Below are 24,078 nucleotides of genomic sequence, written 5' to 3'. Positions count from 1 at the left end.
ACAATAGCGTGTATTGTTTTCAAATTCACTCCAAAAGTTTCTTATAGAAGAACAGATTCCCGAACTTATCAGGTACTAAGATACTGCACAAAAACTTCCTAAGGACAAATAAGATGAAGTACTTGGTGACGCAGCTTCTCCTACTGCCAGCAGTTTCGGAAATGGTGGAACTTCCGCAGGAGTAGTACTCAACGCTTTCCAAAAAGAAAATATGATTATAAACAAATACAATCGGCCAGCATAACGTGTGCTCAAAATTCTTAACTCGCTCTTTTTAGTGCATTCCACTCCCCTTATCGCAGGGAAAAATCGTCTTTCATAGGTGCTTTATCACAGCGAAAGGCTCGGCATTAAGCTCCATGTAAGCTACGTGCCGTATCACGTGGTAGAAACACCGGTCTGATACACGATGGACCGATTAGCGAAAATTTGTCGACTCTCGGCTCATCCCGTTTCAAAACCCTATCTATTTCAACAGCAAATAAAATTTCGTTATCCAGACGAAAGAGAATGTCGTCTTATCGACCGCCTGCTGGAAAAAATGTATTGTCACACGCGACTTTACTTACCCGCTAAGCACGTCACAATCGCGCTCACTGAATCGGCATCGTCTCTTCTTTTCACCTGGCCTTGAAGAACATGAAATCCGGGTTTCACCAGTCTGTAACGTTTCGGTCAAAGCAATCGCTACCATGTGTAAAACGCGCTGGGGCCATCTAATCCTTTTCTCCTAAATCAAACAACACTTCTATGTACTAAAGCTTCTCAGTCAAACGTATAAGACACAAGCATCTAGCTGTTTGAGATACCGATTATGTGTCTTTGTGAAGTTGTATTCGTAAATTGTCAATTCAAGTCGAACATGGCAAGAAATTCATGAACACTTCAAAGGGCGTATTGTAATTCAATATTTTCCGGGGAACCTGGTGGAATACCAGTAGAAAGTTTGAGATCTCTTTTTAGGTCATGCGGCTAAAGTCGATGCCTTTTGGATACGTGCGCCGAATACCACCGTTACTCTTCTCATTCGTGCCACGCCGACCAGGAACACTCGAATCCGAGAAGTAAAACGGGATCTCTACGCTTTCTCCACATCGATCTAGCCGTGAAATTCCATGCCCCGGTCGACGGTAATGGGTTTCACCACTTTTTTTGGCAGGTTTTTCAACACATGGATGATGGCCTGTGTGGTTTCACTTGCCGTTTTCGCAGCTAACTTATAGTTCTTCTCAAAACGGGTGGTACGTTCCGTCAATGTGAGAATCTGGCTCTTGTGCGATTTGCCGATAACGCTATCGATTTCCCAATGTCCCACTTGGCTTCGAGGCGCCAAACGTACATGGATCTTTTTCAGACAAGGCAGCTTGCCTCGCGGTTCACCTCGTTACTCTTTAACTTTCTTTGCGGATTAGTATCTTTTGGGACAGGTTGAACAAGCCGAGAGTCCCGTACCGGTAATGCTCGAAACACGGATGGGAAAAGATTTTTGATGCATTTTCCAGTACCGTCCGACGAGGCATTCTGGTGACCAGTCGAGCTTTAGTTTGACAGATTATAATCGACATCTTCTTGATTGACCGATCGTCTATCACGTCTGGCCTTGTGATCAGCCTATACCAACAGAGCGTGGCAAAGCTTACAGCGTTTCACTTCATAGTGGAGAGTGCTTTTGCTTCGTTCTAGCTGTTTCGCTATATAGGACAGTAGTTTTTCTTTCAGGCAATAACACTCGATTCGCACACCTTCCCGTAATATCACAGGGGCATCGCTCATTTGGGAACACTCCTTTAGTTGATTCGCGTTAACTACGGTGTATCCACTTGAGCTATTTTTATTTTCTAAGTGTTTGACTGGCTACGATAATCTACAATTTTCTTTTAAGAAACTGTCCAAACACCAGTTTTGTCGCTTATCAGCTTCCGACGCATGCTGTTGACCGACAACTTTATATGTGATTTGACTGTAAATCCTTATGGCATTTTTGCACGAGCAGTTTGTATTCAATAGCACAACCCTCATGTATTACTTAATCAAAGTGCATGAAGATTTACTTCATTATTTTCTTCACACAAAAAAAGCCGTTACCGGAATCGGTAACGACTTTTTTTCATGTGCCCAGCGACGTCTTACTCTCACAGGGGGAAACCCCCAACTACCATCAGCGCAAAAGAGCTTAACTACCGTGTTCGGGATGGGAACGGGTGTGGCCTCTTTGCCATCATTACCAGACTGAATTTATTTTGAAAGACAAGTTTTATTATACCATTAGTACCGGTTTTTTCAAGCTTTTTTTACAAAAACTTTCTTATTCTTTCAAAACTGGATAAACGACAGGTGAAACAGGCAAGTTTTTCGCATACAGTATGTTGGTTAAGTCCTCGATCGATTAGTATTCGTCAGCTGCACGTATCGCTACGCTTCCACCTCGAACCTATCTACCTCATCGTCTTTGAGGGATCTTACTTGCTTGCGCAATGGGAAATCTCATCTTGAGGGGGGCTTCGTGCTTAGATGCTTTCAGCACTTATCCCGGCCACACATAGCTACCCAGCGATGCCCTTGGCAGAACAACTGGTACACCAGCGGTGTGTCCATCCCGGTCCTCTCGTACTAAGGACAGCTCCTCTCAAATTTCCTGCGCCCGCGACGGATAGGGACCGAACTGTCTCACGACGTTCTGAACCCAGCTCGCGTACCGCTTTAATGGGCGAACAGCCCAACCCTTGGGACCGACTACAGCCCCAGGATGCGATGAGCCGACATCGAGGTGCCAAACCTCCCCGTCGATGTGGACTCTTGGGGGAGATAAGCCTGTTATCCCCGGGGTAGCTTTTATCCGTTGAGCGATGGCCCTTCCATGCGGAACCACCGGATCACTAAGCCCGTCTTTCGACCCTGCTCGACCTGTACGTCTCGCAGTCAAGCTCCCTTCTGCCTTTACACTCTACGAATGATTTCCAACCATTCTGAGGGAACCTTTGGGCGCCTCCGTTACTCTTTAGGAGGCGACCGCCCCAGTCAAACTGCCCGCCTGACACTGTCTCCCAAGCCGATCAGGCTTGTGGGTTAGAATTTCAATACAACCAGGGTAGTATCCCACTGACGCCTCCTCCGAAGCTAGCGCTCCGGAATCTCAGGCTCCTACCTATCCTGTACAAGTTGCACCAAAATTCAATATCAGGCTACAGTAAAGCTCCACGGGGTCTTTCCGTCCTGTCGCGGGTAACCTGCATCTTCACAGGTACTATAATTTCACCGAGTCTCTCGTTGAGACAGTGCCCAGATCGTTACGCCTTTCGTGCGGGTCGGAACTTACCCGACAAGGAATTTCGCTACCTTAGGACCGTTATAGTTACGGCCGCCGTTTACTGGGGCTTCAATTCGCACCTTCGCTTGCGCTAAGCACTCCTCTTAACCTTCCAGCACCGGGCAGGCGTCAGCCCCTATACGTCACCTTACGGTTTTGCAGAGACCTGTGTTTTTGCTAAACAGTCGCCTGGGCCTATTCACTGCGGCTCTCTCGGGCTATTCACCCTACCAGAGCACCCCTTCTCCCGAAGTTACGGGGTCATTTTGCCGAGTTCCTTAACGAGAGTTCACTCGCTCACCTTAGAATTCTCTTCTCGCCTACCTGTGTCGGTTTGCGGTACGGGCACCTCCCGCCTCGCTAGAGGCTTTTCTTGGCAGTGTGAAATCAGGGACTCAAGGGTAAACCCTCTTGCCGTCACAGCTCAACGTATTAGAAATGGGATTTGCCTCATTTCACGCCTCACTGCTTGGACGTGCACAACCAACGGCACGCTCTCCTTATCCTTCTGCGTCCCCCATTGCTCAAACGGCGGGGAGGTGGTACAGGAATATCAACCTGTTGTCCATCGTCTACGCCTATCGGCCTCGACTTAGGTCCCGACTAACCCTGAGCGGACGAGCCTTCCTCAGGAAACCTTAGGCATTCGGTGGACGGGATTCTCACCCGTCTTTCGTTACTCATACCGGCATTCTCACTTCTAAGCGCTCCACCAGTCCTTCCGGTCTGACTTCAACGCCCTTAGAACGCTCTCCTACCACGGATCTCTAACGAGATCCATCCACAGCTTCGGTAATCCGTTTAGCCCCGGTACATTTTCGGCGCAGTGTCACTCGACCAGTGAGCTATTACGCACTCTTTAAATGATGGCTGCTTCTAAGCCAACATCCTGGTTGTCTAAGCAACGCCACATCCTTTTCCACTTAACGGATATTTGGGGACCTTAGCTGGTGGTCTGGGCTGTTTCCCTCTTGACTACGGATCTTATCACTCGCAGTCTGACTCCCAAGCATAAATCACTGGCATTCGGAGTTTGTCTGAATTCGGTAACCCGGGATGGGCCCCTAGTCCAAACAGTGCTCTACCTCCAGGATTCTCAATCTTGAGGCTAGCCCTAAAGCTATTTCGGAGAGAACCAGCTATCTCCAGGTTCGATTGGAATTTCTCCGCTACCCACACCTCATCCCCGCACTTTTCAACGTGCGTGGGTTCGGGCCTCCAGTAAGTGTTACCTTACCTTCACCCTGGACATGGGTAGATCACCTGGTTTCGGGTCTACAACTGCATACTCTGTCGCCCTATTCAGACTCGCTTTCGCTGCGGCTCCGCCTTCTCAGCTTAACCTTGCATGCAATCGTAACTCGCCGGTTCATTCTACAAAAGGCACGCCATCACCCATTAACGGGCTTTGACTACTTGTAGGCACACGGTTTCAGGATCTATTTCACTCCCCTTCCGGGGTGCTTTTCACCTTTCCCTCACGGTACTGGTTCACTATCGGTCACTAGGAAGTATTTAGCCTTGGGAGATGGTCCTCCCAGATTCCGACGGAATTTCACGTGTTCCGCCGTACTCAGGATCCACTCTGGAGGGATAGGGTTTTCGGCTACGGGGCTGTTACCCGCTGCGGCGGACCGTTCCAGGTCGCTTCGCCTAATCCTATCTTTTGTAACTCCGTATAGAGTGTCCTACAACCCCAAGAGGCAAGCCTCTTGGTTTGGGCTGATCCCGTTTCGCTCGCCGCTACTCAGGGAATCGCATTTGCTTTCTCTTCCTCCAGGTACTTAGATGTTTCAGTTCCCTGGGTCTGCCTTCTCATGTGCTATAGATTCACACATGGATACTACCCGATTAAAGGCAGTGGGTTCCCCCATTCGGAAATCTCCGGATCACAGCTCACTTACAGCTCCCCGAAGCATATCGGTGTTAGTGCCGTCCTTCTTCGGCTCCTAGTGCCAAGGCATCCACCGTGCGCCCTTTCTAACTTAACCACTGGTTAATTAAAAAGTTGTGACGAAATCGTCACGCGTACTTGAATTACTTGCATTTGTTTCAATGTCGTTTTATCCAGTTTTCAAAGAACAAGGTTGAAAGTCACAAAAAAAGGCGTTGCCGCCTGAAGGTGAACCTTCAAAACTGAACGCAAAACGTCAACCCCGAGCCAAGCTCGGTTCCGAATTTATCCTTAGAAAGGAGGTGATCCAGCCGCACCTTCCGATACGGCTACCTTGTTACGACTTCACCCCAATCATCTGTCCCACCTTCGGCGGCTGGCTCCACAAGGGTTACCTCACCGACTTCGGGTGTTACAAACTCTCGTGGTGTGACGGGCGGTGTGTACAAGGCCCGGGAACGTATTCACCGTGGCATGCTGATCCACGATTACTAGCGATTCCGGCTTCATGCAGGCGAGTTGCAGCCTGCAATCCGAACTGAGAACGGTTTTCTGGGATTGGCTTGCCCTCGCGGGGTTGCAGCCCTTTGTACCGTCCATTGTAGCACGTGTGTAGCCCAGGTCATAAGGGGCATGATGATTTGACGTCATCCCCACCTTCCTCCGGTTTGTCACCGGCAGTCACCTTAGAGTGCCCAACTGAATGCTGGCAACTAAGATCAAGGGTTGCGCTCGTTGCGGGACTTAACCCAACATCTCACGACACGAGCTGACGACAACCATGCACCACCTGTCACCACTGTCCCCGAAGGGAAAAGTGTATCTCTACACCGGTCAGTGGGATGTCAAGACCTGGTAAGGTTCTTCGCGTTGCTTCGAATTAAACCACATGCTCCACCGCTTGTGCGGGCCCCCGTCAATTCCTTTGAGTTTCAGCCTTGCGGCCGTACTCCCCAGGCGGAGTGCTTAATGCGTTAGCTGCAGCACTAAGGGGCGGAAACCCCCTAACACTTAGCACTCATCGTTTACGGCGTGGACTACCAGGGTATCTAATCCTGTTTGCTCCCCACGCTTTCGCGCCTCAGCGTCAGTTACAGACCAGAAAGTCGCCTTCGCCACTGGTGTTCCTCCACATCTCTACGCATTTCACCGCTACACATGGAATTCCACTTTCCTCTTCTGCACTCAAGTTCCCCAGTTTCCAATGACCCTCCACGGTTGAGCCGTGGGCTTTCACATCGGACTTAAAGAACCGCCTGCGCGCGCTTTACGCCCAATAATTCCGGACAACGCTTGCCACCTACGTATTACCGCGGCTGCTGGCACGTAGTTAGCCGTGGCTTTCTGGTGAGGTACCGTCAAGGTACCAGTAGTTACTTGGTACTTGTTCTTCCCTCACAACAGAGTTTTACGATCCGAAAACCTTCGTCACTCACGCGGCGTTGCTCCGTCAGACTTTCGTCCATTGCGGAAGATTCCCTACTGCTGCCTCCCGTAGGAGTCTGGGCCGTGTCTCAGTCCCAGTGTGGCCGATCACCCTCTCAGGTCGGCTACGCATCGTCGCCTTGGCAGGCCATTACCCCACCAACTAGCTAATGCGCCGCGGGCCCATCCTGCAGTGACAGCCGAAACCGTCTTTCCGTGCAGCCTCAGGAGAGGCCGCAAACTATTCGGTATTAGCACCGGTTTCCCGGAGTTATCCCGATCTGCAGGGCAGGTTGCCCACGTGTTACTCACCCGTCCGCCGCTAAACAATGGGAGCAAGCTCCCAAAGTTCCGCTCGACTTGCATGTATTAGGCACGCCGCCAGCGTTCGTCCTGAGCCAGGATCAAACTCTCCATTATAGAGTAGTGTTGATTGCTCAATACTGCTGGCGTATCGCCGTCCGAAGACGCACGATTCGCTTTGATCTGCGCAATGCTGATCAGTAAGTTATCGTCACGAACACCGAGAAGGAAAACAACTTTACTCTGATTGCCATAAGGCAACCTTCGCAAAAGCCGTTCTCGCACCGAAGTGCTCGTGACGTCTTTCGTTGACGTTTTGCTGTTCAGTTTTCAAGGTTCAGTTTGCCGCGCTCATTGGCGACTCAATTAATATAACACGGTTCCATATATAGAGTCAACACTTTCATGAAGTTTTTTTCACAACTTTATTATAACAGAAAACTCTTAATAATTAGATTACGAAATTGTTACAAATTTGAAAGGAGATCCTCTCTTTACATTGAAGACTACTCCTTATATTTAAGGTATTCCCACTGTTGGTCGTCAATTGAAATTTTTCTGTAAATAAGTCCTGACAAGACTGCTCCATTCCCGTTTCATAAGTTCTAATTCTTTCTAGCACAACCTAAAACAAGAGAAGGTTTTCGAGTTTCTTCTATAATAGTATATTGAATACAACTTTTAATTTCGCTAATACAAAAAGCATTGCACTCAAGAGGTCTTGAACAATGACTTTTGAGTGCAACCTTTTTAACTGTAACAGAGTAAGTTGATGTCTATTGCGATGGACATTTTTTGTTAGCCCTGCCTAAGCCGATTGCACCGCCTTCACGATACACTGTTCTTGCAGGAGTCACCGTCTTTATTGTCATCATCCCCCTGGGAATCTAAAAAAGTCCACTTCTGTAAAGGACAAAGCCGCTCTTAAAAATGACACGAGTACGCAAAATTAACCGATAAAGTGTGTTCGTGCCTATCAAGGGCAAGCGATCATTCCATAGAATTCACCTCTAGAACCTTCAAAAAGTACATATCGAGTTTGAGATTGTGGGATTGGTCCACACTCTTCTATAAGCAGCTGGCATCCCTTAGCTACTTGCTGCATTCTCGGCGACGATTCAAAAAACAGACGGAGAAAAAGAGTTGCTTTTTCTCCGTCTGTTTTATGTTTGAGACTTATGAGATAGCCCCTTTATAATTACACCAAGAAAATGAAGTAAAGAACGAAAATCACAAACAAGCCATACATGATTGGATGAACCTGCTTGCCTTTTCCTGCTACGACCATTGTAATTGGATAGAAGATAAATCCAATCGCGATGCCTGTTGCAATACTATAACCAAGTGGCATAGCTATCATCGTTAAGAATGCCGGAACAGCGATTTCAAATTTCGTCCAATCTATTTTTCCTAAAGCTGAAACCATTAACACCCCAACAATAATCAAAGCTGGAGCTGTCACAGCACTAGTGATGACTTCGAGTACCGGATAGAAGAGAATCGAAATGAGGAACAGCAGTCCCGTGACTACGGCTGAAAATCCAGAGCGTGCTCCAGCTGCAACTCCTGCAGTCGACTCGATATAGGAAGTCGTTGTTGACGTTCCGAAGATTGCTCCACTGACCGTCGCAATTGAATCTGCCAATAATGCTTTGCTTGCTCTCGGGAGTTTGTTGTCTTTCATCAAACCTGCCTGATTGGCAACAGCTACTAGTGTTCCGGCTGTATCAAAAAAGTCGACGAATAAAAATGTTAATACGATAACAAGGAATTGAATATTCAACAATGAACCAAAATCGTTAATGATTGGATCAATCGCAACACCGAAAGTCGGTGCCATGCTCGGAACATTAAGATCAATAATCGCGCTTGGCAAATTAACTACACCAAAAATCATACCGACAACTGCTGCAATTAAAATCCCAAAAAAGATTCCGCCTTGAACACCACGGACCATGAAGATGACAGTAATAATTAAACCAAAAATAGCCAGTAGTGCTGAGCTATCTGATAGATCACCTAATCCGACTAAAGTAGCCGGATTATCGACAATAATATTAGCGTTTTGCAATCCGATAAAAGTTATATAAAGTCCGATTCCTGCTCCAACCGCATATTTTAATTCAGCAGGTATCGAGTTGATGATGAGTTCACGAAGACCTGTTAACGTAAGAAGAATAAAAATAAGACCTGAAAACAAAACTCCTGTTAAGGCCGTTTGCCATGGAATTCCGTAAGTCAGGATAACTGTGTAAGCAAAAAATGCATTTAACCCCATTCCTGGAGCAAGTGCGATTGGATATCTCGCCAGTATTCCCATCATTAAACATCCGACAGCTGCAGCCAGAGCGGTTGCCATAAATACAGCTCCGTAATCCATGCGTAGTGCATCATCAAAATCCGGAACCGATTCCAGCGTTAAAGTTAACGGATTGACGACTAAGATATAAGCCATCGCTAAAAATGTTGTTAAGCCGCCGATAATTTCCCGACGGTAATTTGTTCCCAGTTCTTCAAACTGAAAATATTTTTTCATATTGATTCCTCCGAATGCCTGTGCATAATTTCTACAAAAGAAAAACGCATACAGCAGTTTGCCGTATGCGTTCGATTTACCCCTTCAACAGAAGTGAAGGGCATCCTACTCAACTAGGAGCGGATTAAAATCGTAGTCGAGTCATTTACGGTGACTCGGTAGAAACTTTCGGGCCATATTCCCGACATTATACGACAAGCTTATTTGATTTCTATCGTAATATATCATGTATAAAATCATTAAACAATACCAAACACGAACATTTATAAAGAATAAATGAAAAAAGTTCGTAAAAAAGGTGTCAGCTAGTTTAGCTGACACCTCAAAAAAATTATTCCCACTCAATTGTTGCAGGTGGCTTACTCGTAATGTCATACAATACACGGTTAATGTGATCGACTTCATTGACTAAACGGACACTGATTTTCTCTAAAACATCCCATGGAATGCGAGCCCAGTCAGATGTCATGCCGTCAATTGACGTTACTGCACGGATACCGATTGCGTAATCATATGTGCGGGCATCGCCCATTACACCTACACTGCGAAGGTCCGGCAGAACAGTGAAGTATTGCCAAATATCACGATCAAGACCCGCTTTTTTGATTTCATCACGCAAGATCCAGTCAGACTCGCGAACGATCTCCAACTTTTCTTCTGTAACTGCTCCCATAATACGTATTCCTAATCCTGGGCCTGGGAATGGCTGGCGCCAAACGATTTCGTCTGGCATACCAAGTTCAGCTCCAAGTACGCGCACTTCGTCTTTGAACAATGTGTTCAATGGCTCAATCAATTTAAACTGCATGTCATCTGGCAATCCACCAACATTGTGGTGAGATTTAATAGTTTGTGCCGTTGTTGTGCCACTTTCAATAATGTCCGTGTAAAGCGTTCCTTGTGCAAGGAAATCCATACCTTCTAATTTTGAAGCTTCGTCATCGAATACATAGATAAATTCGTTGCCGATAATTTTACGTTTCTTCTCTGGATCTGTAACACCTTCAAGTTTGCTCATGAAACGATCGCGCGCATCGATTTTGATCACGTTCATATTGAAACCATCAGCAAAAGTCTTCATGACACTTTCCGCTTCTCCTTTACGAAGAAGGCCATGGTCGACGAACATACAAGTCAATTGGTCGCCAATTGCTCTATGAATCAGTACAGCGACTACCGATGAATCTACTCCACCGCTAAGTGCACAAAGTACTTTTTTGTCGCCAACTTCTTCACGAATTTTTTCGATTTCCAACTCAATGTAGTTTTCCATCGACCAGTCATCCTTCATGCCACAAACATCATAGACGAATTTGCGAAGCAAATCGTTGCCATGCATTGTATGGCGGACTTCTGGGTGGAATTGAACACCGTAGAATCCGCGACTTTCGTCAGCCATCGAAGCAATTGGGCAACTAGCACTTGTTCCAATAACATCAAAACCTGGAGGTGCAGCCGTAACTAAGTCACCATGGCTCATCCAAACAATTTGCTCTTCAGGAAGACCATTGAAAATTTTACTTTCCTTAGTCAGCTTTAATTCTGCTTTGCCGTACTCTCGGTTTTGCGCTTTTTCTACATTGCCTTTAAGGTGCAACGCCATTAATTGCATACCGTAGCAAATCCCTAAAATCGGCAAGCCCATTTCAAAAATAGCATCATCGATTGAAAATGCATTGTCGTCATAAACGGAGTTTGGTCCACCTGAGAAAATAATCCCTGTAGCATTCATGTCTTTGATTTCTTCAGCAGTAACTGTATGTGGATGAAGCTCGCTGTATACACCGATTTCGCGGATGCGACGAGTAATCAACTGATTGTATTGACTTCCAAAATCCAAAACGACGATTTTTTTCTGTTCTTTCAACATTGGACTAACTGGCAAAACCTTCACCTCTTCTATTTAATTTAGGTTTCAAAATAACAAAAGAACGCGAAAATTGGACCTCGCGTTCTTCTGCTCTACATCAAAAAGGCGAATGCACATGTCAAAAAGCATGCGTCATCCACCTTCATAGTCAAGTCATTTCCGGGGACTTGGTAGAGACATCCGATCCATATTACCGGACATATATGAGGGCACCTGTAATTTATAATTTAATCAATTGTACAAGTTAAAGCTTGTAAAATCAACCGCTTGTCCGATTGATTAAGTTTTCCCAACTTTCCCTCAACTCATGCCAGTCAATGGATTCACTATCATTGCCGTAAATCATCCGCTCATAGGCCTCGGTTAATTCCGTCATTTCTTTCGTGCCGAAAAACGCATCGATATATGCTGCATAAGATTTTAATGTTTGTCCAGGTCTCTTATTAATGCCATACAATTCCAATTGCTTTAATAACCGCAGATAAGCCTTTTCAAAACGTTCGGGTCTATCTCCGCTCATTCGGTAATAAGCAACTAATAACTTTGGCATCCATTTATGACGGATTTTGAAAAGAATCGCTGCAAGTAGAACCGTCCCCACAATCGTCCAGACAAGTTTCCACCGATTCATAGAAATAAAATCAGTCAATCGATCCCAAAAAGACGGCCCAGAAACTACAGTGGTCTCTTCGGCTTCTGCGGTATCGGGTTTTTCAGCTAACGGTTGTTCTTGCTGATCAGGCTGTTCGGGGTCTGTTGCATCTAGCTCCAAGTCGAAGTCGATAGATGAAGATCCTGTAAACCCAATTGTTGGTTCGAACAACATCCAACCAACTCCTGGCATATAAGCTTCAACCCATGAATGTGCATTATTGTTTGTTACTTGGTAAACGTTGGTGTCTCCTCCCGAGTTGATGAGTTCTCCTTCGTTAAATCCTTTGACCCAACGAGCTGGAATATCAAGAGAACGGAGCATTACCACCATCGAGGTTGAAAAATTATCGCAATACCCTCTTTTTGTTTCAAATAAAAATTGATCTACATAGTCTTGGTCCGCTTCAGGAACCGGAATGTCTGTTTGACTGTATTCAAATCCAGCAGTACTGAAATATCGTTCTATGGCACGTGCTTGATCATAAACTGATTCAGTACCGTCTGTAATTTCAACAGCTAAATCTCGGACACGTTCCGGCAACTCGTCCGGCAATTGTAAAAACCGGTCGAACTCGATAGGCAATTCAGCTAAGTCGACTTGGCTTGTCTCCCTCAATGCCGTCAAACTAAAATTCGGTTCGTTAAAGGATACTTCGTATGCCTTAGGTTCGAATTTTTCACCGTTTCGGTAAGTCTCAAAACGTTGATCTGCTGTACTGTATTGATAGTTCGGTGACTCTTCCATTGAAAAAGATTTTGTTCCATAGGGATATAGCACAAACGGGAACTCTTGCTCCATCGCCAATTGAGCTGATTCGAGCTCTTCTGCGGGAACAAAATCAGTATCAACCGTATCGCTGTTTCCATAAACAACAGATTCCCCTATATTTCCTGTCAATTCCCATCCCTTTGTTGTATATATGTCTTTCGATTCGACTTTCCAATATTGACCTTCTGATACTTCGGCACGAAAAACAGCGGTATCGTCTCCGACAAAAGATCCGCCTAGTCGTGAATCATCTACTCCGTAGCCAATTCTACCAATGGTTCCTCCACTACCAGCCCCACCTTGGCCAGAAAAGGTGGTGAGAAATGGCACAGGATCCGGCCAAACTGGATCTGCTTTGGGCAAATATAACGCCAGTGCTGTCGAAGCCGCTACCAGCAACACGAGGGGTACAGCAAACAAAGCCATTTTATCCGTACGTTCTAAAATACGATGCCCTTCCATCCAGCGTACCAAATACAATAGACCCGCAAGAAGAAGTCCAATGACCATAATTCGAACAATCGCCGTTTCTCCTGAATACGGACTAAAGGTATCCAGCACAGCGATAAAAATAACTGTTAATAGATAGAACAAGAAAATACTTAACCTAACACTAACCCAGTAATGGATTAAGTAAATAGCCATCCACAACAAAACAAAAAACAAGACCGTTCGGAAAACATCTGTCGTTTGCTCCCAGTTCTGACTCGTTAAAGCTGAGAAATTCAAACCGACATCAGTTTGAAGAAACGCAATGGCATCAGCTGTAAAAAACACGTGACCGGTATAGACATAGACAACGAACCATAAAATATAAAGAATTTTTATCGGTCCGGAAAACCACCATGGAACCCGCAGAAAAGCCATCAACAACCCAACAGCAATAAAAATCAAAAACAGCGCTTTATGTCCTGTTTCGGTTAATACAATAACTGGCGTCAGCCATTCGGCTAGCATGAAAAAAACCAGTACATATAAAATAGCCATAAAGACTTTATTCTTTCTTATGGAAGTCATTGGCGGCTCACCTCCGTAAATACTGTTGCAAAGTTTTCAGGACTTACACGTTTAACAACAAATCCTTTTGAGCGAGCATATTGATGTACCTTTTCTTCCTCTGCCAGCAAATTCTCGCCTTTAGTTGCGACAACTAAACACATGCAATTGCTCAAATTTTTAGCGTTCTTCCGAATAGACTGAACCATATCCATCGAGAGTTGACTCGTGACATATAGTAAACTCGATGTATTCATCTGCTGCAACTCACGACCGATCGCTTGGTCAACTGGTTTATCCAAATCATCTTGCACTTTCGCCAAATGATACATAACTCGCTGCAAGTGCTCTTCGGTTTGAACTAAAGGGAAATGATTACGGTTTCGACCCACTGATAGATAAGCTACGCTCGAATTTGCGCGTACGATCGATTGCAAAATAGAAGCAACTAATTCTACTTGAAGTTCAAATTTCTCGGAATTTCTTCGATCGTCTAGCAAAAAAAGTTCTTGCGACTGGCGATCCTCAAATTCTTTCGTCCGCAATGTTTGCGTTCGCGCATAGGATTTCCAATGAATCCATGATACACGGTCTCCGGGTTGATAATCACGAAGTCCACTAGTCATGGTCGTGTCTTTTACTAATGTGAAAGGGGCAGCCATCGTTCCCTGATCGTAACGTGACTCCATCGGCCGATAAACGATATCCACTGTATTCGGATATACTAAAATTGTTTGCTGAACTGGCAATAATACAGTCTTTTTTACCCACCCAAAAAAATCAGCAACTTCTAGGTGAATACCTTCTAGCACATGTTCCCCTCTTGGCATTTGATCAATAACATATGTCCAAGAAGAGACTTTTCGAAATCCTGGAACTACCATCTTTTGATGTTGCCCTGCCATTTGCTTGTTGAGAGAAGGAGAGTGGGTTTGTTCACTGGCAACAGTATAAAGTAGCGGAAAAGGAATTTTCCGGTAAATAGTGGCGGTAGCAGAAAAACTTCCGCCTTTTCTGACCTGAGTCGTGTGAATTTCTCTCGAAGCGACAATGTGTTGTATGGGATATAATGCCAGTAACACCGAATAAATAGTAAACGGCAGAGACATATAAAAAATAAACCAGCTGACAAAGCCTCCTTGAAACATAGCAAAGGCGAAAGTTAAAAAAAGAATCAGCACTACTGAAGTCAAACGTCCCCATAAACCAATATTTTTTTTCATTCGGCTCATTGACCGACAAGCCTTTGAACAGGTACATGGGTTTTTGCCAATATTCGTTCTGTGATCTCTTCTGCAGTAATACCATCATAACGAGCCTCCGAACGCAACATAATTCGGTGACCGAAAACGAATTTCGCCAAATACTGGACGTCGTCTGGCGTTACATAATCTCGTCCTTTCAATAATGCGTAAGCCTGTGAGGCTTTCATCAATGCAATCGACCCTCGCGGACTCACGCCTAAATAGACATAAGCGTCTTGACGAGTTTGTCTAGACAAATCGACAATATAGCTGCGTATTGTTTCATCCACTTTGATCAATTTCGCTTGCTCTTGAAGCTCCAAAAGTTCGCTCAATGAAATGACCGAAGTTAACTCTTCGATTGGCGCCGCAGCGCGTGCTCGATTTAATACTTCCATTTCTTCTTTCGGTGTAGGATAGCCCATTTTAATTTTCAATAAAAACCGATCAAGCTGTGCTTCAGGTAACGGATAGGTGCCTTCATATTCGATGGGATTTTGCGTAGCCATCACAAAGAATGGTTTAGGAATTTGCATTGTTACTCCATCAATTGTGACGGAAGCTTCTTCCATCGCTTCAAGAAGAGAGGACTGTGTTTTCGGAGAAGTTCGGTTTATTTCATCAGCCAATATAATATTGCCCATAATTGGCCCTGCTCGAAAATGAAATTCCATGTCTTTCGGATTATAAATCGACACACCAATCACGTCCGATGGCAATAAGTCAGGCGTAAATTGGATTCGTTTAAAATCGGCGCCTACTGATTTTGCTAATGCTCGGACAAGCATCGTTTTACCGACACCCGGTACGTCTTCTAGTAAAACATGACCATGAGACAGCATGGCCACGATACTCAATTCAGCAATATCGCGTTTGCCGATAATAACTTTTTCGATATTGTCTATTACTCTTTCCAATAGTTGTTTGGCATCCATCTATAGGTTCCTCCAATATAAATCAAAAATGTTTGAATTATCGCAATCTTATCGTAATCATAACGAAAAACAAGTGATAACTCAACTGCATAAGATCTTTTCCCACGATTTCCCTAAAATAAAAAGCAGGAATCCCTTAAGGTTTCCTGCTTTTTATTATTTATTTCCAGAAATCATCGAAAATAGTAATCGGCAAATGACGTTTATGCTGCGTTCTCAAGTAATGGCCTTCTAACTTTTCCTGCGCATCTAGCGGAATTTTCTTACCTTCCAAATAATCATCGATCAATTCATAAGTCACTCCCAAAGCCACTTCGTCAGGGAGCGCTGGTTTATCGTCTTCTAAATCTGCGGTCGGAATTTTCATGTACAGGTGTTCAGGACAACCAAGTTCTTGCAACATTGCTCGTCCTTGTCGTTTGTTTAAGCCAAATAATGGCGTTAAATCAGCAGCACCGTCGCCAAATTTTGTGTAAAACCCAGTTATTGCTTCTGCTGCATGATCTGTTCCGAGCACGGCTGCACTGTGCATCGCTGCCGCTGAGTATTGGGCTTTCATTCGTTCACGGGCTTTTTCGTTGCCTTTGGCAAAGTCAGTCAACATAATGCCGGCGTTTTCTAAAGCACGTTCACTGGCATCAACTGCTTCTTTTATATTGATGGTATACAGTTTAGTCGGTTGAATAAACTCCAAAGCGTCTTGTGCTTCGTGTTCGTCTACCTGCACACCATATGGCAAGCGCATGGCATAAAAACCGTATTTAACGTCAGTTGATTCTTCATTTAACTGATTGACTGCTAGTTGTGCTAGCTTACCGAGCAGGGTAGAATCCTGTCCGCCAGAAATACCTAAGATATATCCTTTCAAGAATGGATGATGCTTTAAATACTCTTTTAAAAATACTACAATCTGTTCAATCTTTTGTTGCGGTTGAATCAGAGGCTCTACTTTTAACTCATCAATAATTCGCTGTTGCAAAGTAGACATTAAACTCCTCCTTCCTCTTCAATAAAGTCATGAACTGCTTCCCGTACTTCTTGAATATTTTTCATTTTATTGTTCCAGCATTTCTGACTTAAGTCGACTGGGTACTCTTCAGGATTTAATGACCGTTTGTATTCATCCCACAATAAATCCATATTTTTAAGTCCATAGCTTTGCATTTCCTGCACACTTGGATTGTCATAAATGATTTCACCATTTTCAACAACTTTTTGATGGATATTGATTGCATCGAAATTCGTCACAAACTTTGATACGAAGGTATGAACCGGATGGAACATTTTTAAACGTTCTTGAGAAGCCGGATCTTCGTCGTGCATAGCAATATAATCGCCTTCAGATTTACCATTTTCTCTATCAATAATTCGGTAAACTTTTTTCAGGCCCGGCGTCGTAACTTTCTCAGCGTTTCCGGAAATTTTAATGGTATCTTCCATTTCACCACTGTCGTTTTCAATAGCTACTAATTTATAAACAGCTCCTAATGCTGGCTGATCGTATGCCGTGATTAGCTTTGTCCCAATACCCCATGTATCTACTCGAGCACCCTGTGCCTTTAAATTCAATATCGTGTATTCATCGAGATCATTTGAAACTACAACTTCTGTATCCGTGAAGCCTGCAGCATCTAGCATTTTCCGCGCTTCTTTCGATAAGAAAGCGATATCTCCACTATCTAAGCGTATTCCTTGGAAGTTGATTTTATCGCCTAATTCTTGCGCTACCTTTATGGCAATAGGCAGTCCAGATTTCAAGGTATCGTATGTATCAACTAAAAACACACAGTTTTTGTGACGTTTAGCATATGCATGAAATGCAGCATATTCATCCTTGTATGCTTGCACCATTGAATGAGCGTGCGTACCTGCTACTGGAATACCGAATTTTTTTCCAGCTCGTGCGTTGCTAGTCGCTTCAAGTCCACCGATATACGCAGCTCGAGAACCCCAAATTGCAGCGTCCATTTCTTGGGCACGTCTTGTTCCAAATTCCATGACCCGTTCTTTTTTTACGATTTGTTTAATGCGACTGGCTTTCGTGGCAATTAAGGTTTGGTAATTAACGATATTCAATAGTGCAGTTTCAATTAATTGCGCTTCTACGAGAGGAGCCTCGACACGGATCAACGCTTCATTTTGAAAGACTAGTTCGCCTTCTACTACCGAGTAAACATCTCCGGTAAATCGGACGGTACGTAAATATTCGATAAAATCTTCCTTGTAGCCGAGTTCTTCTTGAAGATAATTCAAATCACTTTCTGTAAATTTAAAGTTTTTCAAGTAATCCAAAACACGTTCCAATCCAGCGAACAGTGCATAACCGTTGCCGAAAGGCAGTTTGCGGAAAAATAATTCAAATACCGCTTTTCGTTCATGCATCCCATCTGCCCAATAAGTCTCCGACATATTGATTTGATATAAATCTGTATGTAGCGCCAAACTGTCATCCGCATAATGCTTATCCATAAGATTCTCCTTCTTCCACCATCAGTAATGCTTCCAATTATACACCAATAATCCACAGACAAAAATAAAAGTCATTCATATGTAGAGAACTAATGCTACTTTTTTTCTAACCCCTTCAAATCAACACTTTTTTTGCAAAAATCTGTAATCTCACATTTCAATCTTCTAGTTAATCTATCGACTACAAATGTATATGCTTTTTCTACACAATTGACAAAAAGTATATGACTACCCACAATTAATCATATGCCTTGACACTTTTCACCAAACATGAGATACTTATTTGGTTAACAAAAAGGTAACTGGTAAATTTTGATAATCTGGCATTCTACGATAATGTTTTTGAGAATACTTATTCACACTGGAGCGATTTAAGGATCGCAAGGACGTAAAAGAAGGTAGGGTTTACGTTGCTTAGGTTAGAAAGCACCCAGTGGAACAATGACCGCGGTACTGAAAGTAATACTTTCAATGGAAATGATTCCCCAGTAACATGGGTTGAAAAATTGAGTCAAAACAAATTATGGTTACCTTAAACAAACAAAGGGATGTCCTCTACTTGAGGGCATCCCTTTTCCAATTCTTTAGCTGTTAATATTTGAGCGCTACATTTTTTAAAATGGTGTAATTGCGCAAAGCTTCAAGTCCTTTTTCACGTCCAAATCCACTTTTTTTATATCCTCCAAACGGCATCTGTACTCCACCACCCGCTCCATAATTATTAATGAATACTTGTCCCGCACGAATTTTACTGGCTACTCGATGTGCTCTAGCCCCATCTTTTGTCCAAACTCCTGTCACAAGTCCGTAATCTGTGCCATTGGCTAAGTCAATTGCTTGTTGTTCCGTTTCAAATGAAAAAGCCGTAACCACGGGTCCAAAAATTTCTTCTTGAGCAACGTAGCTGTCTGGTGACAGTCCATCAATCACAGTGGGTTGAAAAAAGTAACCATCTTCGAGTCCAACCGTCTTCTGTCGTTCACCTCCTATTAAAAATGTGGCACCTTCTTTTTTAGCTATATCCATAAATTCAAGGATACGCGTAAATTGTTTTTCATTTAAAATTGGGCCAAGATCCAAATCATCTAATCCTTTGCCAATTTGAATTGTTTTCATTTTTTCTACTACCTTTGCTAAAAACTCTTGCTTGATGGTTTGTTGAACCAAAAGACGAGATCCCGCTGAGCAGGTTTGCCCGGCATTTTGAATAATCGACCGAACAACCCAATCCACCGCTTCTTCTTGATCGCAATCATCAAAAACAATATTCGGCGATTTTCCGCCAAGTTCTAGCGTAACTGGCTTAACATTTTTCGCTGCTCCCGTCATGACAGCAGAACCTGTTTGAACAGAGCCGGTAAAAGTAATATGATCCACATCTGGATGTTCAGAAATTGCGGACCCCGCTTCAAAGCCATAGCCTGTCACCAGATTAAACACACCTTTGGGCAGGTCCGTTTGATCAAAAATTTCAGCTAATTTGATCGCAGTTAACGGTGTGTCTTCTGCTGGTTTTGCAACGACCGTGTTGCCTGTTGCAATCGCTGCGGCTGTTGAACGAGAAATGATTTGTAATGGATAATTCCATGGAATGATATGTGCCGTTACGCCAATCGGCTCGCGCAGTGTGTAATCTAAAATCCCAGGTTGAACGGGTATGGTTTCGCCGAAAATTTTATCCGCCATTCCAGCGTAATACTCAAAATAGAGAGCAGAAGCCTCCACATCTTTACGTGCCTGTGTCAGTGGTTTTCCCGTATCAAGTGTTTCTAACAAGGCGATTTCTTCTATGTCTGCGCGTAAAGCACAGGCTACTTTATGTAAAATTCGTCCTCTTTCAATTGGTGGAAACAACTGCCATTCTTCGGACTCGAACCTTGTGCGAGCCGCTTGAACCGCGGCATCCACATCTTCTTTTTTGCCTCTTGGTACTTCTGCTAGTATTTCGCCAGTTGCCGGATTTTTTGTTTCAAATCGCTCTTCGGTTAGACTATCTAGCCATTTCCCATTTACATACATTTGCTGTTTTTTCACTTTCCTGTTCCCCTTCTCTGTTAGATTCCACGTCCTCCGTCAACGTTTACTACGCTGCCCGTCATCATTTTTGCTAAATCAGAACTGAGGTATAGCACACAGTTCGCAATTGCTTCAGGTGTAATCAATTCACCTAATGGTACACTTTTGCGGAATACACGCTCTTTTGTATCTCCTTCATCACTGCCGGATGCTGTAAATTCACCAAGCATCTTCGTATCGGCTGGACCTGGATTGATGGCATTTACTCTTATGTTGTAAGGAGCTAGTTCAATGGCCAACGCTTTTGTCAAAGAAATCGTTGCACCTTTGGAAGCTACATAAGCATTCAAACCCGGACGCGGCCGGTCTACGGAAACAGAAGCAATGTTAATAATCGATCCACTTTTTTGCTGTTTCATATATGGAACGGTCGCGCGTGAAGTTAAAAAAACCGCCGTTGAATTAATTGCCATAATGCGTTCCCAATCTTTTAAAGACACTTTTTCAATATCTGTCGCTGCCTGTGCAATTCCGGCAACGTTTGCCAAGACATCAATCTGCCCAAATGTTTCAGCCGTTTTTTTCACCGCATCTTCCACACTTTGTTCGTCTGTTAAGTCTCCTTGAATAACTAGTAACTGCTGCGGATATTGAGTCTTTAATTCATTAAGACCGTCTAAGTCGAGATCGATTGCCGCTACTTTTGTGCCATGTGTTAAAAATTGTTCGACAACTACTTTACCCATTCCACCGCCGGCACCCGTAATGATTGCTACTTTATTTTCTAGATTCATCTATCTTTCTCCCTCTTTGGTCAGCAAATGATAGACTTTTTCTGCAATTGCTGATCCGACTTGTTGCGTTGTGGCAATACCACCTAAATCCGGTGTCAGCACTTTGCCTTCTTGAATTACTTGTTCGATGGCGCTTACAATTGCAGTCGATAAATCTGCACGTCCTAAATGATCCAACATTAATGCAGCTGACCAAATTTGCGCAATCGGATTGGCAATTCTTTTGCCCGCAATATCTGGTGCCGAACCATGTATTGCTTCGAACATAGAAGGGAAATTACGTTCTGGATTGATATTGCCTGACGGGGATACACCTAGCCCTCCGACTAAGGCGGCTCCGAGGTCTGTCAAAATATCCCCAAATAAATTGGATGCAACAACCACTTCAAACGATTCTGGTCGCATGACGAAATACGCAGCCAAGGCATCAATAAAATTGCTTTCAAGTTCAATATCCTCGTAATCTTTCGCGACCACTTCCACGACTTCGTCCCATAGCTTCATTGAATGGATGATAGCGTTGGATTTTGTCGCACTCGTCACTTTCGATTTGTTGTTTTTTCGAGCATATTCAAATGCGTATTTTGCAATTCGCTCGACGCCTTGTTTGGTGATCACGGTGTTTTGAATGGCCATCTCTTGCGACTGTTGCTGGTATAAGCGACCGCCGATATTCGAGTATTCACCTTCTGCATTTTCACGGAATACCATGAAATCAATTGGTAAATCATTTTTCAAAGGAGATTCAATACCGGCCAATCGTTTAATTGGTCGCATGTTGACGTACTGTTGAAATTTTTTGCGAATCGGCATGATTAGTTCCCATATAGTAATTTCATCTGGCACCCGTTTGTCTCCAACAGCACCGAACAAAATAGCATCAAAGTTCTTTAACTGATCTAGTCCATCCGCAGGCATCATGTGCCCATGTTCCAAGTAATATTCACTGCCCCACTCGAATTGCTGAAAATCAATGTTAAAAGTAGGGTCTTGTCGCTTAAGAGATTCTAATACTTTGATAGCTTCTTTTGTAACATCTGGTCCAATTCCGTCTCCAGGAAGGACCGCTATCTTATAAGTTGTCATATATTCTCCTCCAATTGCTTACTCTCCAAGAAGGAATAAACTAATTCCTGGAATAAATGAAATAATAAGTACATCGACAATCATCACCAGGATGAATGGAATAATCGCTTTCAACAAACTTTCAAACTTTGTTCCAGCGATATTTGCAGCTACAAATAAATTGAGTCCAACTGGCGGTGTAATAAATCCGATTCCTAAGTTAACAATCATAATAATTCCGAAATGCACCAAATCGATTCCAAGTGCACTAGCAATGGGTACGAGAATTGGCGTCAAAATAATGATTGCCGCAGAAGTTTCCAAGAAAACTCCGCAAATCAATAGTAAAAGATTGATGATCAATAATGCGATAATCCAATTATCCGTCACGCTAAGCATTAACTCAGTCAACTCAGCCGGAATCCGCTGTCGCGTTAAGTAATAGCCAAATACTGAAGCACCCGCAATGATGAACATAATCACTGCTGTTACTACAACAGAAGAAGAAAAAATACTTGCCAAGTCTGGCAGCTTAATTTCTCTATACACAAAAATCCCTACAAACAAGCCGTAAACAACTGCCACAACAGCAGCTTCTGTTGGCGTAAAAATTCCTCCATAAATTCCGCCCAATATAATAACAGGCATCATCAATGCGAGAAATGCATCTAAAAATGCTTTGAAAAAGTCTTTAAAACCGAACTTTTCGCCGCCCCCGTATCCTTCCTTTAAAGAAATCAAATACACCAGTAAAATCAATGACACCATTACAAACAAGCCCGGCACAATTCCTGCGATGAATAATTCACTAACGGAAACACCTGCCGCTACTCCGTACAGAACGAGTGGCACACTCGGCGGAATCATAATTCCAATTGTCCCTCCAGCCGCTTGAATAGCAGTCGCAAAGCTTTTGTCATAGCCTTTATTGACCATCGCAGGAATCATCAACGCTCCTACTGCCGCTGTTGTTGCAGCTGCTGAACCTGAAATAGCTGCAAAAAACGCACAGGCAACAATCGAAACGATTCCGAGTCCTCCTCGAACACGACCAAAAATAACATTGGCTAGGTGAATCAGCCTGCGAGAAATCCCGCCACTTTCCATTAATTTACCGGCAAGAATAAAAAAGGGAATTGCCATAAGTGGGAAGGAGTCCACCGAATTGAACATTCGTTGGATAATCACGATCAATGAAACGTTTCCATCAATAAAGAAAACGAGTGTTGAAGCCAGTCCAAGTCCCACAGCAATTGGAACATTTATTAAAAATAAAACGATTAATAAACCAAATAACACCAACGCCATCTTTAGACACCCCCGCTTTTAAAGTCTTTTGAAAACTGCGAGGTCATGTTAATAATCAAAATTACACCACTTACTGGAATGATCATGTAGATCATCCCCATCGGAATCCGTAAAACTGGCGAGGTTTGAGACATGCCTTGCATCGCTAAATCATAGCCTTCAACTACCATTAACAAGAAAAATAGCAAACTTGCAAACGTGGCGATAGTGTAGAATACCTTGCGTACAGGAACTGCAAATAATTTCACAAAAAACTCCATTCCGATATGCGCCTTTGATGACATAGCATACGATGCCCCTAAAAACGTTAGCCAAATCAAACTATAGCGCGCTAACTCCTCAGTCCAAGCAAGAGGCGAGTTGAGGATAAAACGGAAAATTACTTGAAGAAAAACGACGGTGACCAATAATGCCATAATTAGATTCAATACATGCTTAATGCCAACGTTCATATAACCGATCCATTTATTCATCGTCATGCCTCCGATATAAA

Annotated in this window: 13 protein-coding genes, 3 rRNA genes and 2 riboswitches; all 16 genes read right to left on the bottom strand. The window is 43.7% G+C overall.

The features are described from left to right. Positions 1–1,099: 1,099 nt before the first annotated feature. The 16 genes from AJGP001_RS17335 to AJGP001_RS04480 all read right to left on the bottom strand — a co-directional run bounded on the left by AJGP001_RS17335 (position 1,100) and on the right by AJGP001_RS04480 (position 24,058). The gene (locus AJGP001_RS17335) at positions 1,100–1,333 is read right to left on the bottom strand and encodes an IS30 family transposase (protein WP_071153244.1); all 234 of its coding nucleotides are present in this window, start codon (positions 1,331–1,333) and stop codon (positions 1,100–1,102) included. Positions 1,334–2,113: 780 nt separating this feature from the next. Next, positions 2,114–2,229 (bottom strand): 5S ribosomal RNA (rrf, locus tag AJGP001_RS04550). A gap of 137 nt (positions 2,230–2,366) precedes the next feature. Next, positions 2,367–5,298: ribosomal RNA gene (locus tag AJGP001_RS04545) — 23S ribosomal RNA — on the bottom strand. 198 nt (positions 5,299–5,496) lie between these two features. Further along, positions 5,497–7,046: ribosomal RNA gene (locus AJGP001_RS04540) — 16S ribosomal RNA — on the bottom strand. The 16S, 23S and 5S rRNA genes sit together here, the layout of an rRNA operon. Before the next feature lie 1,081 nt (positions 7,047–8,127). Beyond that, positions 8,128–9,465, bottom strand: a complete 1,338-nt coding sequence (locus tag AJGP001_RS04535; protein WP_071153695.1) for an NCS2 family permease — start codon at positions 9,463–9,465, stop codon at positions 8,128–8,130. Between the two features lie 113 nt (positions 9,466–9,578). Further along, positions 9,579–9,680, bottom strand: a riboswitch (purine riboswitch). Between the two features lie 116 nt (positions 9,681–9,796). Further along, positions 9,797–11,335 (bottom strand): glutamine-hydrolyzing GMP synthase, encoded by a 1,539-nt coding sequence (guaA, locus tag AJGP001_RS04530; protein ID WP_058386946.1) that lies wholly within the window; start codon positions 11,333–11,335, stop codon positions 9,797–9,799. 125 nt (positions 11,336–11,460) lie between these two features. After that, a riboswitch (purine riboswitch) is annotated at positions 11,461–11,562 on the bottom strand. A gap of 32 nt (positions 11,563–11,594) precedes the next feature. Beyond that, positions 11,595–13,775, bottom strand: a complete 2,181-nt coding sequence (locus AJGP001_RS04525) for a DUF4129 domain-containing transglutaminase family protein (protein WP_071153696.1) — start codon at positions 13,773–13,775, stop codon at positions 11,595–11,597. Further along, positions 13,772–14,986, bottom strand: coding sequence for a DUF58 domain-containing protein (locus AJGP001_RS04520; RefSeq protein WP_078080208.1), 1,215 nt, complete (start codon positions 14,984–14,986; stop codon positions 13,772–13,774). The genes AJGP001_RS04525 and AJGP001_RS04520 overlap by 4 nt, the downstream gene beginning before the upstream one ends. Beyond that, complete coding sequence (locus AJGP001_RS04515; RefSeq protein ID WP_058386069.1) at positions 14,983–15,933, bottom strand: AAA family ATPase; 951 nt, start codon at positions 15,931–15,933, stop codon at positions 14,983–14,985. The genes AJGP001_RS04520 and AJGP001_RS04515 overlap by 4 nt, the downstream gene beginning before the upstream one ends. Before the next feature lie 160 nt (positions 15,934–16,093). After that, a complete protein-coding gene (gene nadE, locus AJGP001_RS04510) occupies positions 16,094–16,921 on the bottom strand; it encodes an ammonia-dependent NAD(+) synthetase (protein WP_071153697.1) in 828 nt (275 codons plus the stop codon). Further along, positions 16,921–18,402 (bottom strand): nicotinate phosphoribosyltransferase, encoded by a 1,482-nt coding sequence (locus tag AJGP001_RS04505; protein WP_078080207.1) that lies wholly within the window; start codon positions 18,400–18,402, stop codon positions 16,921–16,923. The genes nadE and AJGP001_RS04505 overlap by 1 nt, the downstream gene beginning before the upstream one ends. Before the next feature lie 591 nt (positions 18,403–18,993). Further along, complete coding sequence (locus AJGP001_RS04500) at positions 18,994–20,436, bottom strand: aldehyde dehydrogenase family protein (protein ID WP_078080206.1); 1,443 nt, start codon at positions 20,434–20,436, stop codon at positions 18,994–18,996. 20 nt (positions 20,437–20,456) lie between these two features. Then, positions 20,457–21,212, bottom strand: coding sequence for an SDR family NAD(P)-dependent oxidoreductase (locus tag AJGP001_RS04495; protein ID WP_071153698.1), 756 nt, complete (start codon positions 21,210–21,212; stop codon positions 20,457–20,459). After that, a complete protein-coding gene (locus tag AJGP001_RS04490) occupies positions 21,213–22,298 on the bottom strand; it encodes a tartrate dehydrogenase (protein WP_078080205.1) in 1,086 nt (361 codons plus the stop codon). 18 nt (positions 22,299–22,316) lie between these two features. Then, positions 22,317–23,585: a TRAP transporter large permease gene (locus AJGP001_RS04485; protein WP_058386075.1), complete on the bottom strand. Its 1,269-nt coding sequence runs from the start codon at positions 23,583–23,585 to the stop codon at positions 22,317–22,319. A 2-nt stretch (positions 23,586–23,587) separates the two neighbouring features. Then, positions 23,588–24,058 carry a TRAP transporter small permease gene (locus AJGP001_RS04480; protein WP_071153699.1) on the bottom strand — a complete coding sequence of 157 codons (471 nt, stop codon included), beginning with the start codon at positions 24,056–24,058 and terminating at the stop codon, positions 23,588–23,590. Positions 24,059–24,078 lie beyond the last annotated feature (20 nt).

Source organism: Planococcus faecalis (assembly GCF_002009235.1).
Taxonomy (GTDB): Bacteria; Bacillota; Bacilli; order Bacillales_A; family Planococcaceae; genus Planococcus; species Planococcus kocurii.
The sequence above is the reverse complement of the archived record's forward strand: the minus strand, read 5'-3'. Positions and strand labels throughout refer to the sequence as shown.